Origin of the sequence: Streptomyces narbonensis (assembly GCF_014649015.1) — a bacterium.
GTDB lineage: Bacteria > Actinomycetota > Actinomycetes > Streptomycetales > Streptomycetaceae > Streptomyces > Streptomyces narbonensis.
Genome location: NZ_BMSF01000021.1, coordinates 20,079 through 42,253, shown reverse-complemented (window position 1 = coordinate 42,253; position 22,175 = coordinate 20,079). Strand labels below are relative to the sequence as shown.

Annotated in this window: 12 protein-coding genes; 8 read left to right on the top strand and 4 right to left on the bottom strand. The window is 71.2% G+C overall.

Features of this window, described 5'->3' with window-relative positions:
* The first annotated feature begins 6 nt into the window (after positions 1 to 6).
* The 3 genes from IE124_RS29950 to IE124_RS29940 all read left to right on the top strand — a co-directional run bounded on the left by IE124_RS29950 (position 7) and on the right by IE124_RS29940 (position 10,370).
* Positions 7 to 9,417, top strand: coding sequence for a non-ribosomal peptide synthetase (locus tag IE124_RS29950; protein ID WP_189512363.1), 9,411 nt, complete (start codon positions 7 to 9; stop codon positions 9,415 to 9,417).
* 48 nt (positions 9,418 to 9,465) lie between these two features.
* Positions 9,466 to 9,678: an MbtH family protein gene (locus IE124_RS29945; protein WP_189512361.1), complete on the top strand. Its 213-nt coding sequence runs from the start codon at positions 9,466 to 9,468 to the stop codon at positions 9,676 to 9,678.
* Between the two features lie 188 nt (positions 9,679 to 9,866).
* The gene (locus IE124_RS29940) at positions 9,867 to 10,370 is read left to right on the top strand and encodes a winged helix-turn-helix domain-containing protein (RefSeq protein ID WP_229833007.1); all 504 of its coding nucleotides are present in this window, start codon (positions 9,867 to 9,869) and stop codon (positions 10,368 to 10,370) included.
* Between the two features lie 14 nt (positions 10,371 to 10,384).
* On the opposite strand, the gene IE124_RS29935 is transcribed toward IE124_RS29940, so the two are convergent.
* Positions 10,385 to 11,209, bottom strand: a complete 825-nt coding sequence (locus tag IE124_RS29935) for a tryptophan 2,3-dioxygenase family protein (RefSeq protein ID WP_268246763.1) — start codon at positions 11,207 to 11,209, stop codon at positions 10,385 to 10,387.
* A 62-nt stretch (positions 11,210 to 11,271) separates the two neighbouring features.
* Here IE124_RS29935 and IE124_RS29930 point away from each other — a divergent pair, with 62 nt between their 5' ends.
* Entirely contained in the window at positions 11,272 to 12,459 is a 1,188-nt protein-coding gene (locus IE124_RS29930) for a cytochrome P450 (protein WP_189512357.1), read from the top strand.
* A 6-nt stretch (positions 12,460 to 12,465) separates the two neighbouring features.
* Here IE124_RS29930 and IE124_RS29925 read toward each other — a convergent pair whose 3' ends face one another.
* The 3 genes from IE124_RS29925 to IE124_RS29915 form a co-directional block, all read right to left on the bottom strand.
* A complete protein-coding gene (locus tag IE124_RS29925; RefSeq protein WP_189512355.1) occupies positions 12,466 to 14,226 on the bottom strand; it encodes a non-ribosomal peptide synthetase in 1,761 nt (586 codons plus the stop codon).
* 89 nt (positions 14,227 to 14,315) lie between these two features.
* A complete protein-coding gene (locus tag IE124_RS29920) occupies positions 14,316 to 15,506 on the bottom strand; it encodes an erythromycin esterase family protein (RefSeq protein WP_306432444.1) in 1,191 nt (396 codons plus the stop codon).
* 86 nt (positions 15,507 to 15,592) lie between these two features.
* Entirely contained in the window at positions 15,593 to 16,369 is a 777-nt protein-coding gene (locus IE124_RS29915) for a TioE family transcriptional regulator (RefSeq protein WP_189512351.1), read from the bottom strand.
* Between the two features lie 158 nt (positions 16,370 to 16,527).
* Between IE124_RS29915 and IE124_RS29910 the strand changes: the two genes are divergently transcribed.
* From IE124_RS29910 to IE124_RS29895, 4 genes are all read left to right on the top strand, one after another.
* The gene (locus IE124_RS29910; RefSeq protein ID WP_189512465.1) at positions 16,528 to 18,906 is read left to right on the top strand and encodes an ATP-binding cassette domain-containing protein; all 2,379 of its coding nucleotides are present in this window, start codon (positions 16,528 to 16,530) and stop codon (positions 18,904 to 18,906) included.
* Between the two features lie 341 nt (positions 18,907 to 19,247).
* The gene (locus tag IE124_RS29905; protein ID WP_189512349.1) at positions 19,248 to 20,186 is read left to right on the top strand and encodes an NAD(P)/FAD-dependent oxidoreductase; all 939 of its coding nucleotides are present in this window, start codon (positions 19,248 to 19,250) and stop codon (positions 20,184 to 20,186) included.
* Positions 20,187 to 20,333: 147 nt separating this feature from the next.
* The gene (locus IE124_RS29900) at positions 20,334 to 21,317 is read left to right on the top strand and encodes an ATP-binding cassette domain-containing protein (RefSeq protein ID WP_189512346.1); all 984 of its coding nucleotides are present in this window, start codon (positions 20,334 to 20,336) and stop codon (positions 21,315 to 21,317) included.
* On the top strand, positions 21,314 to 22,132 hold the full coding sequence (locus tag IE124_RS29895) for an ABC transporter permease (protein ID WP_189512338.1): 819 nt from the start codon (positions 21,314 to 21,316) through the stop codon (positions 22,130 to 22,132). The genes IE124_RS29900 and IE124_RS29895 overlap by 4 nt, the downstream gene beginning before the upstream one ends.
* Positions 22,133 to 22,175: the final 43 nt, after the last annotated feature.

Here is a 22,175-nt window from a genome sequence, read left to right as displayed (position 1 = left end):
AACACCATGACCCCCCTGTCGTACGCGCAGCGGCGAATGTGGTTCATCAACCGCTTCGAAGGTCCGTCCTCCACCTACAACATCCCGCTTCTCCTGCGTTGCCACGGCCCGCTCGACACGGTCGCGCTGCGGGCGGCGTTTCGTGACGTGATGGTCCGCCACGAGGTCCTGCGCACCGTCTTCACCGAGACCGACGGCCAGCCGTACCAGCGTGTTCTCGACCCTGCCGAGATCGAACTGCCCTGGCAGGACTGGGGCCGGGTGGCACCCGAGCGGGTGCCCGGCGTGGTGGCGTCGGTCAGCGGCAGCTGGTTCGACCTGTCGAGGGACGTGCCGCTGCGCGGCTGCGTCCTCCAGGGCGCCGACGAGGAATTCCTGGTGGTCCTGGTGATCCACCACATCGCCGGCGACGGCGGATCGCTGGCCCCCCTGGCCCGTGACGTGTCGACGGCCTACCGGGCCCGGGTGACCGGCACGGCACCTGACTGGGCCGAACTGCCTGTGCAGTACTCGGACTACGCGCTGTGGCAGCACGAAATGCTGGGCGACGAAAAAGATCCGGACAGTGTTGTCTCGGTGCAGAGCGCCTATTGGCGCGAGGAACTGGCGGGCGTGTCCAAGCCTCTTCCCCTGCCGCTGGACCGGCCCCGCCCCGAGACGGCGAGTTTCCGGGGCGGAGCGGTCCCGATCGGGCTGTCCGCGGAACTCCGCACCGAGGTGGAGAAGTTGGCGCAAACCCACGGCGTCACGATGGCGATGGCATTGCAGGCGACCTTGGTGGTGTTGTTGCATCGGCTGGGGGGAGGCAAGGACGTGACCGTCGGCTCGCCGATCGCGGGCCGTACAGAGGAGGCACTGAACGAACTGGTGGGCTTCTTCGTCAATACGTGGACGCTCCGCCTGCAGGTAACCCCGGACCGGCCGTTCGAGTGGGTGCTCGAACAAGTGCGGAGGAAGGCCCTTGCCGCCTACGACCACCAGGACGTGCCGTTCGAGCGGCTCGTGGAGCTGTTGCGGCCGGAACGGTCGACCGCTCATCACCCCTTGTTCCAGGTCGTGCTGGCATGGCAGAACAACACCGCACCGCACCTGGACCTGCCGGGCCTCGCCGTGACGATGGAACCGCTGCCCACCGGCAGCGCGAAGTTCGACCTGTTCTTCAACCTGGCACCGGACGAGTCCACCGGCTCCGTCGTCGGGGAGATCGAGTACGCCACCGACCTCTTCGACCGCGCCACGGTGGAGGAGATCGCCGCACGGTTCGTGGCCGTGGTCGAGGAGGTCGTGGCCGACCCGAGGACCACCGTCGGCACAGCGGCCGAGGCCGGGACCGGGCCGTCCGGCACCACCCTCGACGCCGCCGAACGCCGAAAGATCCTCGTCGAGTGGAACGACACCGCCCACCCCGTCCACTGCCCGGGACCGCTCCACGTGCTCTTCGAGGAGCAGGCCGCTCGGCGCCCGGACGCCACAGCCCTGCGCTGGGCCACCGGCACCATGACCTACGGCGAGCTGAACCGGTGGGCGAACCGCGTCGCCTGGGACCTCAAGGATCGAGGCGTAGGCCCGGAGGTCGTCGTCGGCGTCGGTGTCCCCCGCGGCCCGGCCATGATCGCCGCCGTCCTGGGCGTGCTCAAGGCGGGCGGCGCCTATCTGCCGCTCGAACCGGCACTGCCCGCGGACCGCGTGGCCGGCATGCTCGCCGACGCCGGGTGCTCCCTCGTGCTGTCCACGCCGGACACCGAACGCTGGGCCCTGCCGGACGGCGCCCGGCTCGTAGAAATCCCCGACGCCCGGTCGCCGGGCGCCGACCACGATCCGGAACCGACCGCGGACCCGGACAGCACGGCGTACATCATCTTCACCTCCGGCAGCACCGGGAAGCCCAAGGGCGTCGCGGTCACCCACCGACCGGTGCACAACCTGATCGACTGGTGCTACCGCACCTTCGCGTTCGGCCCCGACGACGTCGCCCTCTGCGTCACCTCGCTCGGCTTCGACCTCTCCGTCTTCGACATCTTCGGCCTGCTGGGCTGCGGCGGCGGTGTCTACATCGCGGACGCCGTCCAGCAGCGCGACCCGCAGCTGCTCCTCGACGTTCTGCTCACGGAACCGATCACCTTCTGGGACTCCGTGCCCACCACCCTCAACCAGGTCGCCTCCCTGCTCACCGAGAGGGGCGGGTACGAGGGCGCCGAGGACCTGCGCCTGGTGTTCCTCTCCGGCGACTTCACCCCGTTGTCGCTGCCCGACGAGGTCCGCCGGGTGTTCACCGGCGCGGAGATCGTCAGCCTCGGCGGGGCCACCGAGGCGACGGTGTGGTCCAACTACTTCCGGGTGAGGGAGATCGACCCGGCCTGGCGCAGCATTCCCTACGGCCGTCCCATCGACAACGCCCGCTACTACGTGCTCGACGAGGACATGGAGCCGTGTCCCGTCGGGGTCGAGGGCGACCTGTACATCGGCGGGGACTGCCTCTGCGTCGGCTACGTCAACCGGCCCGAGCTGACGGCGGAACGTTTCGTCCGCGACCCGTTCAGCACACGTGAAGACGACAGGCTGTACCGCACCGGCGATCGCGCAACCTTCTTCCCGGACGGCAACATCTGCTTCCTCGGCCGCGCCGACAACCAGGTCAAGCTGCGCGGGTTCCGCGTCGAGCCGGGCGAGATCGAGCACGCCCTGGTCCTGCACCCGGCAGTCCGCCAGGCCATCGTCACCGCCCGCGAGGACCGGCCCGGCGACGTACGGCTCGTCGCCTACGTCGTCCCGGACACCGGCGCCCTGCGCCCGCCCGTCGACGACACCGACGAACAGGTGGGGGAGTGGCAGGAGGTCTACGACCAGGCCTACTCCCACGACGACGGACACGGACTCGGTGAGGACTTCACCGGCTGGACCAGCTCCTTCACCGGTGAGCCGATCCCGCTCGACGAGATGCGGTCCTGGCGCGACGCCGCCGTGGAACGCGTCCTGTGCTGGTCGCCGAAGCGTGTCCTCGAACTCGGCGTCGGCACCGGACTCCTGCTTTCGCACATCGCCGGTCGGGTGGAGGAGTACTGGGCAACCGACTTCTCCCGGACCGTGATCGACCGGCTCGGCGACCAGGTGGCCCGGGCCGGCCTGGCCGACCGGGTCCGGCTGCGCCGCCAGGCCGCCGACGACCTCGCCGGACTGCCCCGGGGCGGATTCGACACCGTCCTGCTCAACTCCGTCGTGCAGTACTTCCCCGACGAGCGCTACCTCGCCCGGGTCCTGGACGGCGCCTGGGAACTGCTCGCGCCGGGCGGCCGGATCGTCCTCGGCGACATCCGGCGGGCGTCCTCCCTGCGCACGCTCCATGCGGCTGTCCAGCGGGCGAAGAACCCCGATGCGGAGCCGGACGTGCTGCGCACCACGGTCGACCAGGCCGTCCTGCTGGAGAAGGAACTGGTGGTCGACCCCGAGTGGTTCCTGAGCTGGGCACACCGGGCCGGCGCGGCCGGCGCCGACATCCGCGTCAAGGACGGCATCCACCACAACGAACTGACCCGGCACCGCTACGAGGTCGTGCTGCACAAGGCGGGCACGGCACCTGCGGATGCCCCGCGACGGCTCGACGGCGTCCCCACCCTCGCCTGGGAAGGCGACCTCGACCGGCTCGTCGACCGGATACGTGACCGGCCCGAGCCCGCGGTGCGGATCACCGGAATCCCGAACGCCCGCCTCACCGAGGAGGCCGCGGCGGCCCGCGCCCTGGGCATCGACGACTCCGCCGCGCCCGAGCCGGCGCCGATCGACCCCGCCGAGCTCCATGCCTGGGCCTCCCGGCACGGCTGGGGCGTGGTGCCGACCTGGTCGGCCGACGCGGTCGACCTGCTCGATGTCGTCGTGCTGCGCGACGGCCCGGCGGCCGGGTCCGCCCTCACCGGCACCTACCTGCCGGCCGCCGACGGACGCACCCCGGCGAACGACCCCGCGGCCGCCGCCGCTGTCACGGCGCTGCTGCCCGCCCTGCGCGGCCTGCTGCGGGAGACCCTGCCCGAGTACATGGTCCCGGCCGCCATCGTGCCCCTCGCCGCCGTCCCGCTGACGGACAACGGCAAGCCCGACCGGCGCGCCCTGCCCGTGCCCGACTACACGGCCGGTGGGGGCCGGGCCCCCGCCACGCCGGAGGAGGAGTCGCTGTGCGCGCTGTTCGCCGCGGTCCTCGGACTCGACCGGGTCGGCGTGGACGACAACTTCTTCACCGTCGGCGGCCACTCGCTCATGGCCACCCGGCTGGTCAGCCGCATCCGGGCCGAACACGGCGTGGAGATCCCCATCCGGGTCGTCTTCCAGTCGCCCACCGTCGCCGAGCTGGCGGCCCACCTGACCACCCTGAACCACGTCCGCCCGCCGCTGCTTCCCCAGATCCGGCCCGAACGGCTGCCGCTGTCCTACGCCCAGCAGCGACTGTGGTTCATCCACCGCTTCGAGGGACCCTCGGCGACCTACAACGTCGCACTGGCCCTGCGGATGCGCGGCACACTCGACGCGGCCGCCCTGCGCCGCGCCGTGCACGACGTCGTCGTGCGGCACGAATCGCTGCGCACCGTCTTCGGCGAGGAGGACGGGCAGCCGTACCAACAGATCCTGGCACCGGCCACCGTCGAGATCCCCTGGGAGGAAAGCGAGGTCACCGAGGCGGAACTGCCCGGCGTCCTGAGCGCGGCGGTGCGCCGCCCGTTCGACCTGGCGGCCGAGATCCCGGTCCGCTCCTGGCTGCTGCGGATTGGCGAGCGCGAGGCGGTGCTCCTCATCGGCGCGCACCACATCGCGGCCGACGGCTGGTCCGCCCTCCCGCTGGCCCAGGACCTCACGACCGCCTACGAGGCCCGCCGCGCGGGCCGGGCACCCGAATGGGAACCGCTTCCCGTGCAGTACGTCGACTACACGCTCTGGCAGCGGGAACTGCTGGGTGACGGCGACACCCCGGGCAGCCTCTACCGGCGGCAGCTGGACTACTGGACGACGCAGCTGGCCGGCCTTCCCGAGACCGTCACGCCTCCTGCCGACCGGCCTCGGCCCGCCGTCGCGTCGTACGCCGGCGATCAGGTGCCGCTCGCACTCGACCCCCAGCTGACCGAGGGCGTGCGCCGGATGGCCCGGGAGTCCGGCGCCACGGTGTCGATGGTGCTCCAGGCGGCCCTCGCCGCGCTGCTCACCAGGCTCGGCGCGGGCACGGACGTGCCGATCGGCTCGCCCATCGCCGGACGCACCGACGAGGCGCTCAACCGACTGGTCGGCTTCTTCGTCAACACCTGGGTGCTGCGTGCCGACACCTCCGGTGACCCCTCCTTCACCGAACTCGTCGGACGGGTCCGCGCGAGCAGCCTCGCCGCCTACGATCACCAGGACATCCCGTTCGAGCACCTGGTCGAGGTGCTCAACCCGGCGCGCTCGCCCGCCCATCACCCGCTCTTCCAGGTGTGCCTGGCGCTCCAGAACAACACGCGACCGGAGTTCCACCTGGCCGGCCTGACCGTGACCGAGGAGCCGTTCACCCCGGGCACCGCGCGCTTCGACCTGTTCATCAGCGTCACCGAACGGGACGAGGAGGGCGCACCGGCCCACATCGAGGGCTTCGCGGAGTACGCCACCGAACTCTTCGACGAGGGGACGGTCAGGACGCTGCTCGACCGCTGGCTGCACTTCCTGCGCCAGGCGGTCGCGGCGCCGGACGCGCCCATCGGATCCGTCGGTGTGCTGGCCGAGCACGAGCACGCGGCGCTGAGCACGTGGGGCGGCCAGGCCCGGGACGACCGCTTCGAGGCCGGCACCCTTCCCGAGCGGTTCGCCGCCGTGGCCGCCGCGACCCCGGACGCGACCGCGCTGGTCTCCGCGGACGGATCGCTCAGCTGGACCTACGGTGAACTGGACCGCTGGGCCAACCGCCTCGCGCACCACCTCCGGGCCCGCGGCGCCCGCCCGGGCAGTCGCGTCGCGCTCGTGCTGGAGCGCTCGCCGCTGCTGGTCGCCGCCGTCCTCGGTGTCCTCAAAGCCGGCGCCGCCTACGTGCCGGTCGACCCGACCTACCCGCCCGAGCGCATCGACCTCCTGCTCGCGGACCTCGAACCGGCGGTCACCGTGGACGAGGGACTCGCCGAGGAGGACCTCGGCGGGCTGCCCGACTCGCCGCCCGAGGCGGAGGGCCTCGGCGAGCACGCCGTCGCCTACGTGATGTACACCTCGGGCTCCACCGGCCGCCCCAAGGGCGTGGAGGTGACCCACCGGAACGTCGTCGACCTCGCGCTCGACGGCTGCTTCGGGACCGGTGCCCATCGCCGCGTCCTCGTCCACTCGCCGCACACCTTCGATGCGTCGACGTACGAGATGTGGGTGCCGTTGCTCGGCGGTGGCACGGCCGTGGTGGCCCGCGCCGGCCGGCCCGACACCGCGGAACTCGCCCGAGTGATCACCGAGCGGGAGGTGACGGCGGTGTGGCTGACCGCCGGACTGTTCGCCGTGATGGCCGAACAGCACGCCGAGTGCTTCGCCGCCGTCCAGGAGGTGTGGGCCGGCGGGGACGTCCTGTCGCCGACCGCCGTCCGCGCGATCCTCGACACCTGTCCCGGCATCACCGTGGTCAACGGCTACGGCCCGACCGAGACCACCACGTTCGCCTCCCGGCACCGGATGGACAGCGCGGCGGAGTGCACCGACCCGCTGCCCATCGGTACCCCGATGGACGGCAGCCGCCTCCTCGTCCTGGACGATCGGCTGCGGCCCGTGCCGCCCGGCGTGGTGGGCGAGCTGTACATCGGCGGCGACGGCGTGGCGCGCGGTTACGCGGGCCGCCCGGGCCTGACCGCCACCCGGTTCGTGCCCGACCTGTCCGCGGGGCCCGGAGCGCGCGCGTACCGTACCGGCGACCTGGTGCGCTGGGACAGCGCCGGCCGCCTCCAGTACGTCAGCCGCAGCGACGACCAGCTCAAGCTGCGCGGCTACCGCGTCGAGCCGGGCGAGCTGGAGGCGGTGCTGCGGGAACAGGACGGCGTGGCGAACGCGGTGGTCGCGGTGCGCCGGGACCGGCTCGGCGAACGCCGCCTGGTCGCCTACGTGGTGCCCGACGGCACCGAGTCCACCGGCCGTGACGCCGCCGAACAGGTCGGCGAGTGGCGCGAGATCTACGACACCATGTACGGCGGGACGGAAGTCGGCACCGACACGGTCGGCGAGGACTTCACCGGCTGGAACAGCTCCTACACCGGCCGCCCCATCCCGCTACCGGAGATGCGGCACTGGCGCGAGGCCGTGCTGGGGCGGGTGCGGTCTCTGCGCCCGCGCCGGGTGCTGGAGATCGGCGTCGGCTCCGGCCTGCTGCTCGGCCCGCTCGCACCGGAGGCCGAGGAGTACTGGGGCACCGACTTCTCGGCGCCCGTCATCGAACGGCTCCGCGCCCAGACCGGCGCCGACCGGCGGCTCTCGGACAAGGTGACCCTGCGCTGCCAGCCCGCCGACGACGCCGACGGTCTGCCCACCGGGTACTTCGACACGGTGATCCTCAACTCGGTCGTGCAGTACTTCCCGGACGCCGACTACCTCACCCGGGTACTCGATCTCGCGATGGACCGGCTCGCACCCGGCGGGCGCGTCGTGCTCGGCGACATCCGCAACCACCGGACCCTGCGCATGTTCGCCGCGGCGGTGCACCGCTGCCGACAGCCCGCCGACGGCCCGGCCGCCGTGCGGGCCGCCGTGGAACGCGCGGTGCTCGCCGAGAAGGAACTCGTCGTCGACCCGGGCTTCTTCGCCCGCTGGGCCGAGGCCCGGCCGGACGCCGTCGCCACCGACATCCGCCTCAAGCAGGGCGCCCACCACAACGAGCTGACCCGCCACCGCTACGAGGTCGTGCTGCACAAGGCGCCGGCGAAGCCGCTGGACCTCGGCGACCTGCCCGAGGTGGTCTGGGCGGCCGACGTCCGAGAACTGGCTCACCTGGAAGACGCGTTGGCCCGGCACGGCGGCCGGCTCCGGCTGACCGGCGTCCCCAACGCCCGCCTGGCCGGCGAGGCCGCCGAGTGGGGCGCCCCCGCCGAACTGGGCGGCACCCTCGACCCCGCCGAGCTGGAGGCGTGGGGCGCCCGGCGCGGCCTCGCGGTGTACTGCACCTGGTCCGCCCGGGCGGGTGACAGCTTCGAGGCGGCCGTCCTGCCCGACGTCGACGCCATCTGCTGCGACGGCCTCTACCGGCCCGCCGGCGCCCCCTCGGCCCGGCAGGCGAACGTCCCCGCGGTCTCCCGACGCGCCTCCCGGCTGCCCTCCCTGCTGCGCGAGCGGCTCGCCGGCCGGCTCCCGGAGTTCATGATGCCCGCCGAGATCGTCGTCCTGGATCGGCTGCCGCTCACCGAGAACGGCAAGGTGGACCGGGCCGCGCTCCCCGAGCCGGACCCGGTCAGCGGGGAACACCGCTCCCCGCGCACCCCGCGCGAGGAGGAACTCGCCGCGCTCTTCGCAGAGGTGCTGGGCCTGGACCGGATCGGCATCGACGACGACTTCTTCGCCTCCGGTGGCCACTCCCTGCGACTGACGCGTCTGGTCTGGCGGATCCACGAGAAGCTGGGCGTGGACGTCCCGATCCGCACGGTCTTCCAGTATCCGACCGTGGCCGAACTGGCACCGCAGCTGTCCGCCGACACCGAAGCCGACATCGAGGACCCGTTCGCCGTTCTGCTGCCGATCCGCACAGAGGGGCACCGGCCCCCTCTGTGGTGGCTGCACCCGGGCGGCGGGCTGAGCTGGCCCTACCTCGGTTTCGCCCGTCACCTGGACCCGGACTGGCCTCTGTACGGTATCCAGGCACGCGGCTTCGACGGGACCACGCCGTCGGCCGACTCCATCGACGAGATGGTCGAGGACTACATCGGGCAGGTGCTGGAGGTCCAGCCGAACGGCCCCTACTACCTGCTGGGCTGGTCCTTCGGCGGCACCCTCGCGCACGCCATGGCGGCCGAACTCCAGCGGCGCGGACACGAGGTGGCTCTCCTGGCGCTGCTGGACGCCGCGCCTTCCAGCCACTTCACCGACCTGGAGGCCCTCGACGAGGCCATGGTCCGTCGCTTCCTCGCCAACTACATGGGACACCTGGCCGGGATGGAGGAGTATCCGTCGTTGGTCGCGACCGCCTCCTCGATCTTCATCAAGCAGATGGACCAGATGCGGCGGTTCGCCTCACCGCGGTTCCGCGGCGACATCGTCTTCTTCAACGCGCTCCTCGATCCGGAGACCCACGACAAGCGGGAACTGGAAGAGGAACTGGATGTGCTCTGGCAGGAGCACGTCGACGGCCGTGTGCGGCGCATCGACCTTGCCTGCGCGCACAACGAGATGTACTGGCCGCGCAATGCCGCCGAGATCAGCCGCGCCATCAACCGGATCCTGCGGGCGGCGCCGTGACTCCTGACCAGAGCCGTGACTGATGGAAACCGATTCGGGAGGACACAGGTGAGCACAAATCCGTTCGATGACGAGGACGGCCGGTTCCACGTGCTGGTCAACGACGAGGAGCAGCACTCGCTCTGGCCGGCCTTCGCCGAGGTGCCCGCGGGCTGGCGCAGCGTCTTCGGTCCGGCCGCGAGGGCGGAGAGCGTCGCCTACGTGGAGGAGCACTGGACCGACATGCGGCCACGCAGTCTCCGGGAGGCGATGAACCACTAGGGCTGCGCGAAGAGGCGCGGCCCCGGAGACCACCGGGAACCGCGCCTCCGTGGGCCACAGGCCGTGGCGACCGAATCAAGCCACCACGGCCTGCGGCCCTTTCTCCACGCCTGCTTGGCTGACGTCAGGACGCAACGGGCAGGCGACGGCATTGACCATCATCGTGCGTATGCGGGGAGGCGCGTGCTGTGGCAGGCACAAGCAGCGATGTCATGTTCGTCCGATGGCCGGCACAAACAGACCTTCGGAACCGATGTAGGAGGGACGGTGTCCCCCGACTCCTGGTAGTCGAGGCGGGGGCCCGTCCACCGGTCTGCAACGATCCCTTCGAGGACTGGGTTCGCGCACCCATCGCCAGGGCCGACCTGGACGCCCGGGTCAGAGCGCTCCAGAACCGGCTGGACCATCGGCAGACACCGACTCTCGACTCCGCCGGAACTCTCACCTTCGGACCGCACTCGATCACCATCTCGAATGTCCAGACAGAGTTGATGGAACTTTTCATCGAGCACTACGGGGAGGTGGTGTACCGGCACGAACTCACTCAACGGCTGGCGGAACGCGTGCAGAGGCCGACGAGAAACTCGCTCGACCTCCACATCATGCGGCTCCGCCGCCGCCTCTTACCGACCGACCTGGCCATCCGGACGGCCTGGGGCCGCGGATATGTACTGGAGACCGAGGCCGGCTAGCCGACGGACGACGGCTACGAGTGGTGCATCCTTCCGCGCAGCCGGCGAAGTTCGGGGAAGGGCCTGGTGACCCGGCGGGCGAGGAAGTCGACACCGCTGGACCCGCCGGTCCCGCCCCCTTCCCCGACCATCTTCGACACCAGCGCGAGGTGTGCCATTTTCCAGTGCCAGTACCCGTTCCCCATGTCCACCAGTGCTTCCGCGAGGCGGTGGAGCACCCCGGACTCCACGCCGAGCCGACAGACGTCGTGCACGGACTGCCCGTGGTACTCGGCCGCCGCCGCGAAGGCGTCGTAGAGAGTGCCCTGGTGGTCGTTGTTGCCCAGCAGCGTGGTCAACCGCCGGAACTGCGTGGACTGCGCACCGCTCGCCGTGCCCAGAGAGGGCCGGAACGCGGCGAAATAGCGCAGCGGCAGTTTCTCCAGCACCAGAATTTGCTGTTGCAGTACGCGTACCACCTCGCCGGCCCGCAGCAGGAATTCCAGTCCCAGCTCCAGATCGTGCGGGTCGCAGGGCGGCACGAGAGCTTCGGCGGCGGCGTCCAGGTCGGACCCCAGTTGCTTCAGCCACAGCTCGCAGGACTGGTGGGTGATGATGAAGAACTGCTCCGCGAGGACGACCGCGCGGCTGGAGGTGGGCGGGGTCCGAGGATCCTGGAGTGAAAGCAGAGTCTCCATTCGGAGATATTCCGCGTACGTCAGAGGGCTCAAGGCGCCGCCTCCTCGTGATAGGGGATCGACCGGCCGCCGCCGGACGATCCGGCGCCTCCGACGATTGGTATTCCTGAGAATGGCACGGAAAGGAACCGCTCGATCGGCAATCTTTCGCCTCTCATTCACGGAGAAGAAAGACCTGCGCAAGAATTTCCCGTCGTAGGCGCCGGCGTTGTCACGATTCCGGCATGACCACCCCGACCGAGCTGGACCTGACCGACGCGACCGCCTTCGTACGGCACGACGCACACGAGTTCTGGCGCCGGGTGCGGACGTCCCGGCCCGTGTACTGGCACGAAGGGGACCCCGGCTTCTGGGTCGTTTCCCGCCACGCCGACGTGCTGGCCTGTTACGCCGACGTACGCTCCCTGAGTTCCGCTCGTGGGACCGTGCTGGAGGTGCTGCTGAGCGGCGGTGACTCCGCGGGCGGCAAGATGCTCGCGGTCACCGACCGGCCCCGCCACCGCGAGCTGCGCAACCTGATGCTGCGCGCGTTCTCCCCGCGTGTCCTCGGCGCGGTCGAACAGGGGGTACGGGAGCGAGCCTCACGGCTCGTCAGGAGGGTCACCCGGCAGGGCGAGTTCGACTTCGCGACGGAGGTCGCCGAGCACATTCCGATGCAGACGATCTGCGATCTGCTCTCCATTCCCGAGGCGGACCGAGAGAAGCTGCTGCGCTGGAACAAGCTGGCCCTCTCCTCGGACGACGCCGAGTCCGACCGGCTGGACTTCCTGGAGGCCCGGAACGAGATCGTCGGCTACTTCATGGACCTTGCCCAGCACCGACGCGGCGACCCCGGCGACGACGTCGTCAGCATGATCGCGACGGCAGTCGTGGGGGACCGCCCGCTCACGCTGGAGGAGGTCGCGCTCAACTGCTACAGCCTCGTGCTCGGCGGCGACGAGTCCTCCCGCGTGTCCGCGATCTGCGCCGTGAAGACGTTCGCCGAGCACCCCGACCAGTGGCGGGCTCTGCGCGCGGGGACGGTCGCGATCGACACGGCGGTCGAGGAGGTGCTGCGCTGGGCCACGCCCGCCATGCACTTCGCCCGCACGGCCACCCGGGACATGGAGATCGGCGGCCGGCGGGTGCGCGAGGGCGACATCGTGACGCTGTGGAACACCTCCGCCAACAACGACGAGGAGGTGTTCGACCAGCCGCGCCGGTTCGACCCGGCCCGCTCGCCCAACAAGCACCTCTCCTTCGGCCACGGCCCGCACTTCTGCGTCGGCGCGTTCCTCGGCCGGGCGGAGCTGCGCGCACTGCTGAGCGCGCTCACCGCGTCGGTCACCGAGATCGAGGTGTGCGGCGAGCCCACACCGATCTACTCCAACTTCCTGAACGGCTACGCCGGCCTGCCGGTCGCCTTCCGCTGACGGCCGTCAGCCGGGCAACCGGCTCTCGACGGCCACGGCCAGCTCGCCGATCGTCGTCGCCTCCAGCACCGTCCGGATCGGCAGCGCGATCTCGAACCGCTCACGGATCCGGGCGGTCAGCCTGGTCGCCTGGACGGAGTGCCCGCCGAGCTGGAAGAAGTTGTCGGCGACCCTCGCCTCCTGGATCCCGAGGATGTCCCGCACGATCGCGCAGATCACGGCCGCGATGCCGTCCGGCTCGACGGCGTCCGGCACCTGCCCGCCGTGCGACCGTCCGTCCGCCCCCGTGTTCGGCCGCGGCAGGGCCGCCCGGTCGATCTTGCCGTTGGCCAGCGTCGGGAACCGGTCCAGCACCATGACGTGTGCGGGCACCATGTGCGCGGGCAGCGACCGGGCGGCATGGGCGCGCAGGTCGTCCGGCCCGACCGTTGCCGTGGTGGTGACGTAGGCGACGACATGCGCATCGGCGAGCTCGCCCCGCACGACGGCGACGGCGACGTCCACCGCCGGATGGGCGGCGAGCCGGGTCTCGATCTCACCGAGTTCGACGCGGAAGCCGCGCAGCTTCACCTGGCCGTCCGCGCGGCCCGCGAAGAACAGCTCGCCGTCCGCCGCCCTGCGGCCCCGGTCGCCCGTGCGGTACATCCGGCTGCCGGGCGGCCCGAACGGGTCGGCCACGAACTTCGCCGCGGTCGACCGGAACCGGTGGAGATAGCCGCGCGCCAGCCCGCTGCCCGCGATGTACAGCTCGCCCTCCGTGCCGGGCGGCACCGGGCGCAGGCGCTCGTCGAGCACGTACACCTCGTTGCCGATCCACGGCATGCCGATCCCGACGTCACCGGCGCCGTGCACCGGCCCGCCGATCGTCGCCCCGACGGTCACCTCGGTCGGACCGTAGCCGTTGAACATCCGCCGCTCCCGTGACCACTTGCGCACCAGCGTCGGCGTACAGCTGTCCCCCGTGGACATGACGGTTCCGCCGAGCAGGACGTCCTCGGCATCGGTCTCGCTGAGAGCCACCGGGGGCAGTACCGCGTGCGTGATGCCGTACTTGAACAAGGTGGTCCACAGCGGGTGGCCCGGCAGCAGCTCGTCGGCGGGCACCATCACGAGGGCCGCCCCGGACAGCAGCGCGAGGGACACGTCCCAGAAGGCGGCGTCGAAACTGATGGACGCCCACTGGAGCACGCGGTCGCCCGGGCCCGCCCGCAGGACGGCCGCCTGGGTGGCGGCCAAGTCCCGCGCGCCGCTGTGCGGTACGGCGACACCCTTGGGCGTTCCGGTCGATCCCGAGGTGTAGATGACGTACATCAGGTGCTCGGGGCGCAGGACGGCGTGGCGCTCGTGCTGGGCGACGTCGTGCCCCGGCAGCGCCGCGCACCCGGCGCGGAACGCCGGGTCGTCGAGGACGAGTTCCTCCGGACCCGCGCCGAGGGGCGCCACCGCGGAGGACCGCAGCAGGAGGGCCGGCCGTGCGTCGGACAGCATGAACGACAGGCGTTCCGCCGGATATCCCGGGTCGAGCGGGAGGTAGGCACCGCCGGCCTTGAGCACCGCCATGATCGCCACGATCAGTTCGCTCGACTTCGGTATCGCGACCGCGACGAGCGAGTCGGGACCGACACCGTGCGCGATGAGCTTGCGGGCGAGCCGGTTGCTCCGGGTGTTCAGCTCCGCGTACGTGAGGGTGCGCCGCCCGTCGACGAGGGCCGGCTCGTCGCTCCGTAGGGCGACGGTTGACTCGAACAGTGCCGGAACAGTGTTCAAGCGTAGTCAGCTCCTTCGGGAGGCTCCCTGATCGACGGCGAATCTAATCCCCGGCGCCAAGTGAGCCTCCCGAATCCTTCCTGTCTCTGTCAGTGCCCGCTCCCCGCACCGGCGGGTACGCGCGAGCGGTCCCCGGCCCGGGGGACGGTGGCGCCGTCGCTGACGTGCAGGACCGCGTCGGCCGTGGCCAGGGTGGCATGGTCGAGCGGGAAGTAGCCCTGCTGCGGGGTGGCGTCCGTCCGGCACCGGGCGGCGGCGACCGTGCCGGTGGGGGCCAGGCCCCAATCGGTGACGCGGTCCTGCAGGCGGCTCTCATAGGTGCCCGGCTCGGGTTCGCCCAACTCGATGGCCTCGCTGCGGCCCAGGCTGCCGACGACGAACACGTACTGGTCGCCCAGCAGCGGTGCCACGATGGTGCCGGCCCCGGGCCAGCTGACGCTCAGGTCTCCAAGGCTCCAGGCGCTCGGGGTCCGCTGGAGGTGCACGTTGTGGGCGAAGACCAGCGTCGCTCCCCGGCGGCCCTCGATGCTGCGGATGTCGAGGAGGTTCTGCGCCATGAGCGCGTCCCGGATGGCGAACAGCCGGGACAGCCGGGCGTTGTTCTCCAGGCGCTGGGCCGCCTCCCGGTGGTAGCGCAGCAGACCGAGGCCGGCGGTGAGGTGTGTCCTGGCCCGGAGCCACTCCGCGCGCGAGGTCTGGGCGATCCGCTCGGCGGCGTTGGAGTGGAGCAGGGTGAGCATGTCGTCGGCGAGGGACCGCAGCCGGTCGGCCTCGGGCGTGGCGCCGACCGACATGGCCGGGTCCATCACCGCCTCGGTACGGCTCCACTGCTCGTCCGCGCCGAACAGCCCGGCGAGGTCGAGGTCGAGACCCAGGTAGTCCCGGGCGTGTTCGAGACAGCGCCGCGGGCTGGGGGCGCTGGTCGTCTCCGTCGGGACGTCGAAGCCGTGGAAGGACAGCTGCTCCTGCGGCGGCAGGCTCGCGTTGTGGTCGCGCATCCAGGCGATGAGCTGCCGGTTGGTCTCCAGCTTCCCGAAGTCGTGGGAGAAGCCCTCCCGCGCCACGTCGTCGAGATCCCCTTCGCCGCCCTTGACGAAGTCGTCGATGCGCAGCGCGGCCACACGATCGGTCTCCAGGGCGATCGAGCGGAAGCCGCGGTCGGCCAGCCCGGCGAACATCTCGTTGCGCAACCACCCGAAGGCGGGTTCGCGGTGGGTGGGTTCGCCGAACGCAAGAAGAGCGCACGAGGCGACGGAAAGGTCGTGAAAGTCCTGTCTCATGTCTGTCAATCGAATCATTGAAAGACCTGTTGAGGCTTATGGCGATGTCGTCGGCGCGGCCGGCTGACTCGTCGGGTCGTGAGGTCTCAAACCGTCGGTGGGGACCCCGGCCCGGGAGCCGGTTCCGCGGTGGCCGGCGGCCCGGCTCGGGCCACGCCCAGGAGGGCCACGTACCCGCCGAGCTGGGCCGCCGCGTCGAGCATGGACACACCGCGGGTCGTCAGCCGTCGCCGCCAGTCGTCGAGGGCGGCGGACAGTGCCTCGGTGCCGCCGGCCGTGCGGATCTGCTGGATCACCGCGCGGATGCGTTCCAGCGGGTAGCCCCCGCGCCTGAGGAGATGGGTCAGCTCGGCGTCGCGTACGTCCGTGGCGCCGAACGAGCGGTGGCCGGTGACCGGCTCCCGGGCGGGGGCGAGGATGCCCACCGCTTCCCAGTTCCGCAGCGTCGCCGCGGTCACCCCCAGACGGCGGGCGAGTTCACCGATGCTGAGCGGCTCGCTGCCGACGGTCGGGAGCTCGGCGACGCCGGGGCCGGAGGTGAGGTGTTGCACCGCCCGCCCCACCGCGTCCAGCGTGCTCCGGTCGCGCAGCAGCTGGGCGTGGCCGCGGTCGACGGCCGTCAGCGCGGCGTCGAGGTCGCCGGTGTTCAGCAACCGCATGATCTCCCCGCCCGTGGCGTGCCCGTAGGCCTGGACGAGCGCCAGATAGGAGCGCAGGGCCGCCGCGTGGGTCTCGGTGTAGGTCCGGTAGCCGGACGGGGTGCGCCGGGCGAACGGGATGAACCCGTCCCGCTCGTAGTTGCGGACCGCCTGGGTGGAAATGCCGTGCTCACGGGCCAGGTCGAACGGACGCAGATACTTCACGGTTTGAGACTTTATCCCAGGGAACCCGTGCGACTTGTCCAAAACCCTCAACCGAGTTTGCAGGTATACGCTTGAGTCCCATGAATCGGGACGTTCAGGAAGTCGTCACCACGTCGCAGGACGAAGGCGTACCGCGTCCGACAACTGGGAGGGACACCATGAAGGTCGGCACGGAGACGGACACCCAGCCTTCTGCGCTGTGTGCCGCCGACAGCCACGATCTGATCCGTGTGCACGGGGCGCGCGAGAACAACCTCAAGAACGTGCATGTGGAGATCCCCAAGCGGCGGCTGACCGTGTTCACCGGGGTCTCCGGCTCGGGCAAGAGTTCCCTGGTGTTCGACACGATCGCCGCGGAGTCGCAACGGCTGATCAACGAGACGTACAGCGCCTTCATCCAGGGCTTCATGCCCACCCTGGCGCGGCCCGAGGTGGACGTGCTCGACGGTCTGACCACCGCGATCCTGGTCGACCAGCAGCCGATGGGCACCAGTCCCCGCTCCACGGTCGGTACCGCCACCGACGCGGGCACACTGCTGCGCATCCTCTTCAGCCGGCTCGCCGAACCGCACATCGGGTCGCAGAAGGCGTTCGCCTTCAACGTCGCCTCGGCCGACGCGTCGGGTGTCCTCGTCGTCAACGGCAAGAAGATCGAGAAGGGCTTCAGCGTCGTCGGCGGCATGTGCCTGCGCTGCGAGGGCATGGGTGCCGTCTCGGACATCGATCCCGCCCAGCTCTTCGACGACTCCAAGTCGCTCGCGGGCGGCGCGATCACGGTCCCCGGCTGGAAGCCCGACGGCTGGGTGGTGCAGTCGTTCACCGAGTCGGGCTTCCTCGACCCGCACAAGCCGATCCGCGACTACACCGAGCAGGAAAGGCACGACTTCCTTGACCGGGACCCGGTCAAGGTCAAGGTGAAGGGCATCAACACCACCTACGAGAGCCTCCTCGCCCGGGTGCGCAAGTCGTTCCTGTCCAAGGACAAGGAGACGCTCCAGCCGCACATCCGTGCCTTCGTGGAGCGCGCGGTGGCGTTCTCCGCCTGCCCCGAGTGCCACGGCACCCGGCTCAGCGCGACCGCCAGGTCCGCGAAGATCGACGGCGTCAACATCGCCGACGCCTGCGCCATGCAGATCAGCGACCTCGCGGCCTGGATCCGCGGTCTGACCGATCCGTCGGTCACGACACTGCTCACGGTGCTCGGCCAGACCCTCGACTCGTTCGTCCAGATCGGCCTGGGCTACCTCTCGCTCGACCGGTCCTCGAGCACGCTGTCGGGCGGTGAGGCCCAGCGCGTCAAGATGGTCCGCCACCTGGGCTCCGCGCTCACCGACGTCACCTACGTCTTCGACGAGCCCACCGTCGGCCTGCACCCGCACGACATCCAGCGGATGAACGAGCTGCTGCTGCGACTGCGGGACAAGGGCAACACCGTGCTGGTCGTGGAACACAAGCCGGAGACGATCGTGATCGCCGACCACATCGTCGATCTGGGACCGCAGGCCGGCACCAAGGGCGGCGAAGTGGTCTTCGAGGGCACCGTCGAGGGTCTGCGGGCCAGCGGCACCGTCACCGGACGACACCTGGACGACCGGGCATCGCTGAAGCCCTCCGTGCGCGAGCGGACGGGTGTGCTGGAGGTGCGCGGCGCGAACTCCCACAACCTGCGTGACGTCGACGTCGACATCCCGCTCGGCGTGCTCACCGTGCTGACGGGGGTCGCGGGCTCCGGCAAGAGTTCCCTGATCCACGGCTCGGTAGCGGGCCGGGGCGGCGTCGTCACGGTGGACCAGGCGCCCATCAAGGGCTCCCGGCGCAGCAACCCGGCCACCTACACGGGCATGCTCGAACCGATCCGCAAGACGTTCGCCAAGGTCAACGATGTCAAGCCGGCCCTGTTCAGCCCCAACTCCGAGGGCGCCTGCCCCACCTGCAAGGGCGCCGGCGTCATCTACACCGACCTGGCGATCATGGCCGGCGTCGCCACCACCTGCGAGGAGTGCGAGGGCAAGCGGTTCCAGGCCTCGGTGCTCCAGTACCGGCTCGAAGGCCGGGACATCAGCGAGGTGTTCGCGATGCCGGTGGCCGAGGCCGCCGAGTTCTTCCGCAGGGGTGAGGCGCGTACGCCGGCCGCGTACGCCATCCTCGACCGGCTCGCCGAGGTCGGCCTGGGCTACCTCAGCCTCGGCCAGCCGCTCACCACCCTCTCCGGCGGCGAGCGGCAACGACTGAAGCTCGCCGGCCACATGGCCGGAACGGGCAGCGTCTACATCCTCGACGAGCCGACCAGCGGTCTGCACCTGGCCGATGTCGAGCAACTGCTCGCCCTGCTCGACCGGTTGGTGGACGCCGGCAAGTCGGTCATCGTCGTGGAGCACCACCAGGCGGTCATGGCGCACGCCGACTGGATCATCGACCTCGGCCCCGGCGCCGGCCACGACGGCGGAAAGATCGTCTTCGAGGGCACGCCCGCCGATCTCGTCGCCACCCGCCCCACCCTCACGGGCGAGCACCTGGCACAGTACGTCGGCGCCTGACGCGTCGCGGCCACGCGCCCGCCCCCGGCGGCAGGGGGCGGGCGCGCCCGGCGGAGGCGCGGGGCGGGGTGGACCGCGCGAGGGGAGGGCGTCGACCGCGGCCGGCCCGGGCTCGCGCCGGGCCGACCGGCGCCACCGCCGCCCGCACGGCCCAGCCGCACACCGTCTGGCTCACCTCTTTCACTCGCCGCCTCCCCGGTACACGGCCGCGACCACAATGCGGGCCGGCGGCCTGCGTCCGCGGACCGCCCCTCCCGGCGTCCCGCCCGCAGCGCACCCGCCGGATCGCTCCTGCGGCGGACGGAACCCGCTCATGCCGCCCGACGGAAGGGACCAGCACGATGCCCTCGCACCCCGACCACACGACCGTCATCGTGGGAGCCGGCCCCGCCGGGCTCACCGCCGCGCTCGGTCTGGCCAGATACCGCCACCCCGTGACCGTCGTGGACAGCCCCCGCGCCCCGCGCAACAGCGCGTCGGCGGGCGTCCACGGCCACCTCGGCATGGACGGCTTCACGCCCGCCGAGTTCCGTGCGCGCGCCTGGCGCGAACTGTCCCGGTACGCGACCGTCGAACGGCTGGAGGACGACGTCGACAGCGTGACGCCCGCGCCGGGCGGGGGCTTCCGGGTCGCCCTCGGTGGCGGTGAGACCGTCGAGGCCCGAACGGTCCTGCTCGCCACCGGTGTCGTCGACGTCCACCCCGCCGACGTGGACGGCTTCGCGGAGTGCTGGGGCCGCAGCGTGATCCACTGCCCGTTCTGCCTGGGCGAGGAGAACGCCGGCGGGCGCTGGGCGACCGTCGCCGACAACGCGCAGCTCGCGGGCCTTTCGGCCGTCGCCTTCCGCGCCTGGAGCGAGGACGCCATCGCGATCTGCGAGGAGTCCATGCCCGGCCTGGAGACCGCTCGCGCGACCGCGCGGAGCAACGGAGGCGATGTCGTCACGGGAACGGTCCGCCGCCTGCATCACCGTCAAGGGGTCCTGTACGCCGTCGAGTTGGCGGACGGTCGGGTCCTGGAGCGGGAGACACTGGTCTGGACGCCGCGACAGCGCCAGCAACCCGTCGTGCGGCGGACGGCCGAAGAGCTGAAGCTGACGGTCGACGACGCCGGTTTCCTCGGCGTCGACGCCTTCCAGTGCACCAGCGTGCCGGGCCTGTACGCGGCCGGGGACCTGGCCAGCCGTTGGCAGCAGTCGGTCACCGCGTCGACCGCGGCGGGCGCCGCGGCCGCCGACGCCATCCACATGTCGGCGCTGCTCGGTGCGGTGCGCCCCTGAGCCGGTCGCCGCCCATCACCACCCAACCCCGGGGCGCGCCGCCGAAGCCCGGCCCACCCCCGGCGCCCGGCACGCGCGCTCGCCGCGCTGCGGGAATCGCCCTCGTACGCCCCGGGCCACGTCGGATCCGGAAAGGAACCACGGCAGATGCCAGCAGCGATCAGAACGGCCGGACTGTGCAAGCGCTTCGGCTCGCTCACCGCCCTCGACCACGTCGACCTCACGGTGCCCGAGGGCACCGTGCACGGCCTGCTCGGCCCCAACGGCGCCGGCAAAACCACCACCGTCCGGGTCCTGGCCACTCTCATCAGGCCGGACGAGGGAGCCGCCGAGGTGTTCGGTGTGGACGTGCGCGACGACCCCGGACGGATCCGGTCGCTCATCGGGCTCACCGGCCAGTACGCCGCCGTCGACGAACTGCTCACCGGGCGCGAGAACCTGCACATGATCGGCAGGCTGTTCCGGCAGTCGAGGCCCGACTGCCGGGCACGCGCGAGCGAACTGCTGGAACGATTCGGCCTGGACCACGCGGCCGACCGGCAGCCCCGGACCTACTCCGGGGGAATGCGGCGCAGGCTCGACCTCGCCGCCAGTCTCATGGCACGGCCCAGGCTCATCTTCCTCGACGAGCCGACCACCGGCCTCGATCCGCGCAGCCGCATGGAGGTATGGCGGCTCGTGCGCGAACTGGTCGGGGAGGGGACGACCGTCCTGCTCACCACGCAGTACCTGGAGGAGGCGGACCAGCTCGCCGACTCCCTCTCGGTCATCGACCAGGGCAGGGTCATCGTCGGCGGAACCCCGGGCGAGCTGAAGGCCCAGGTGGGTCAGGACCGGGTCGACATCACTCTGCTGGACAGCGAAGGCATGGACCGCACGGTGCGGCTCCTGCGCGACCGGCTGGGCGCCGACCCGGTCGCCGATCCGGAGAAGATGGTGGTCCGCGCGCCGCTGGCCGACGGCGGCACACTGCCCGACCTCCTTCACCTGCTCAGGCAGTCCGGGGTCGCGATCGGCGACGTGGCCCTGCGCCGCCCCACTCTCGACGACGTCTTCCTCGCCGTGACCGGCCGGTCCGCCGAGCACGGCTCCGACCAGCGCGACTCCCGGAAGGAATCCGAGCGAACATGACCTCCACCACCCTGACACGGGAGAGCGGCACGTCGTCCACACAGGCGCCGAACACCCTCGGGTGGTGGCTCTCCGACGTGTGGGAGATGACCCTGCGCAACGTACGCCACGTGCTGCGCAGCCCCGACCTGGTGATGTTCTCGCTGGTCCAGCCGGTGATGTTCATCCTGCTGTTCACGTACGTCTTCGGCGGTGCCATCGATGTCGGCGGCGATCGCTACATCCAGTTCCTGCTGCCCGGCATCCTCGTCCAGATGGCCCTCTACGGTTCGGCGGCCGGAACCACCATCGGGGTCGCCGCCGAGATGCGCGAAGGCCTCATGGACCGCTTCCGCTCGATGCCGATGAGCCGTAGCGCCGTACTGATCGGGCGCACGCTGTCGGAGATCTTCCGCAACGTCGGTGTCGCCGGCGTGACCGTGGGAATCGGGATGCTGGTCGGCTTCCGCTTCCACAACGGCCTCCTGCCCGTGCTGGCCGGCCTGCTGCTGTTGCTGCTGTTCGGCTACGCGGTGTCGTGGTTCGCCGCCTACCTCGGGCTGTCGGTGCGCAACGCGGAAGCCGCCCAGGCGGTCGGCGGTGTGTGGATCTTTCCGTTCACGCTGATCTCCTCGGCCTTCGTGCCGACCGAATCGATGCCGGACTGGCTGCAGGCGTACGCCGCCCACAGCCCCATGACGGCGGCCGTGAACGCCCTGCGCGCACTGCTCAGCGGGGGCCCGGCGACGAGCTACGTGCTCCAGACCGTGGCATGGTCGCTCGGCCTGATCGTGGTCTTCGCCCCGCTCGCGGTCCGCAAGTACGGCTCGCGCTGACCGACGCGCGGTACCTCCGTGACAGAAGTCCGCAATACACCGA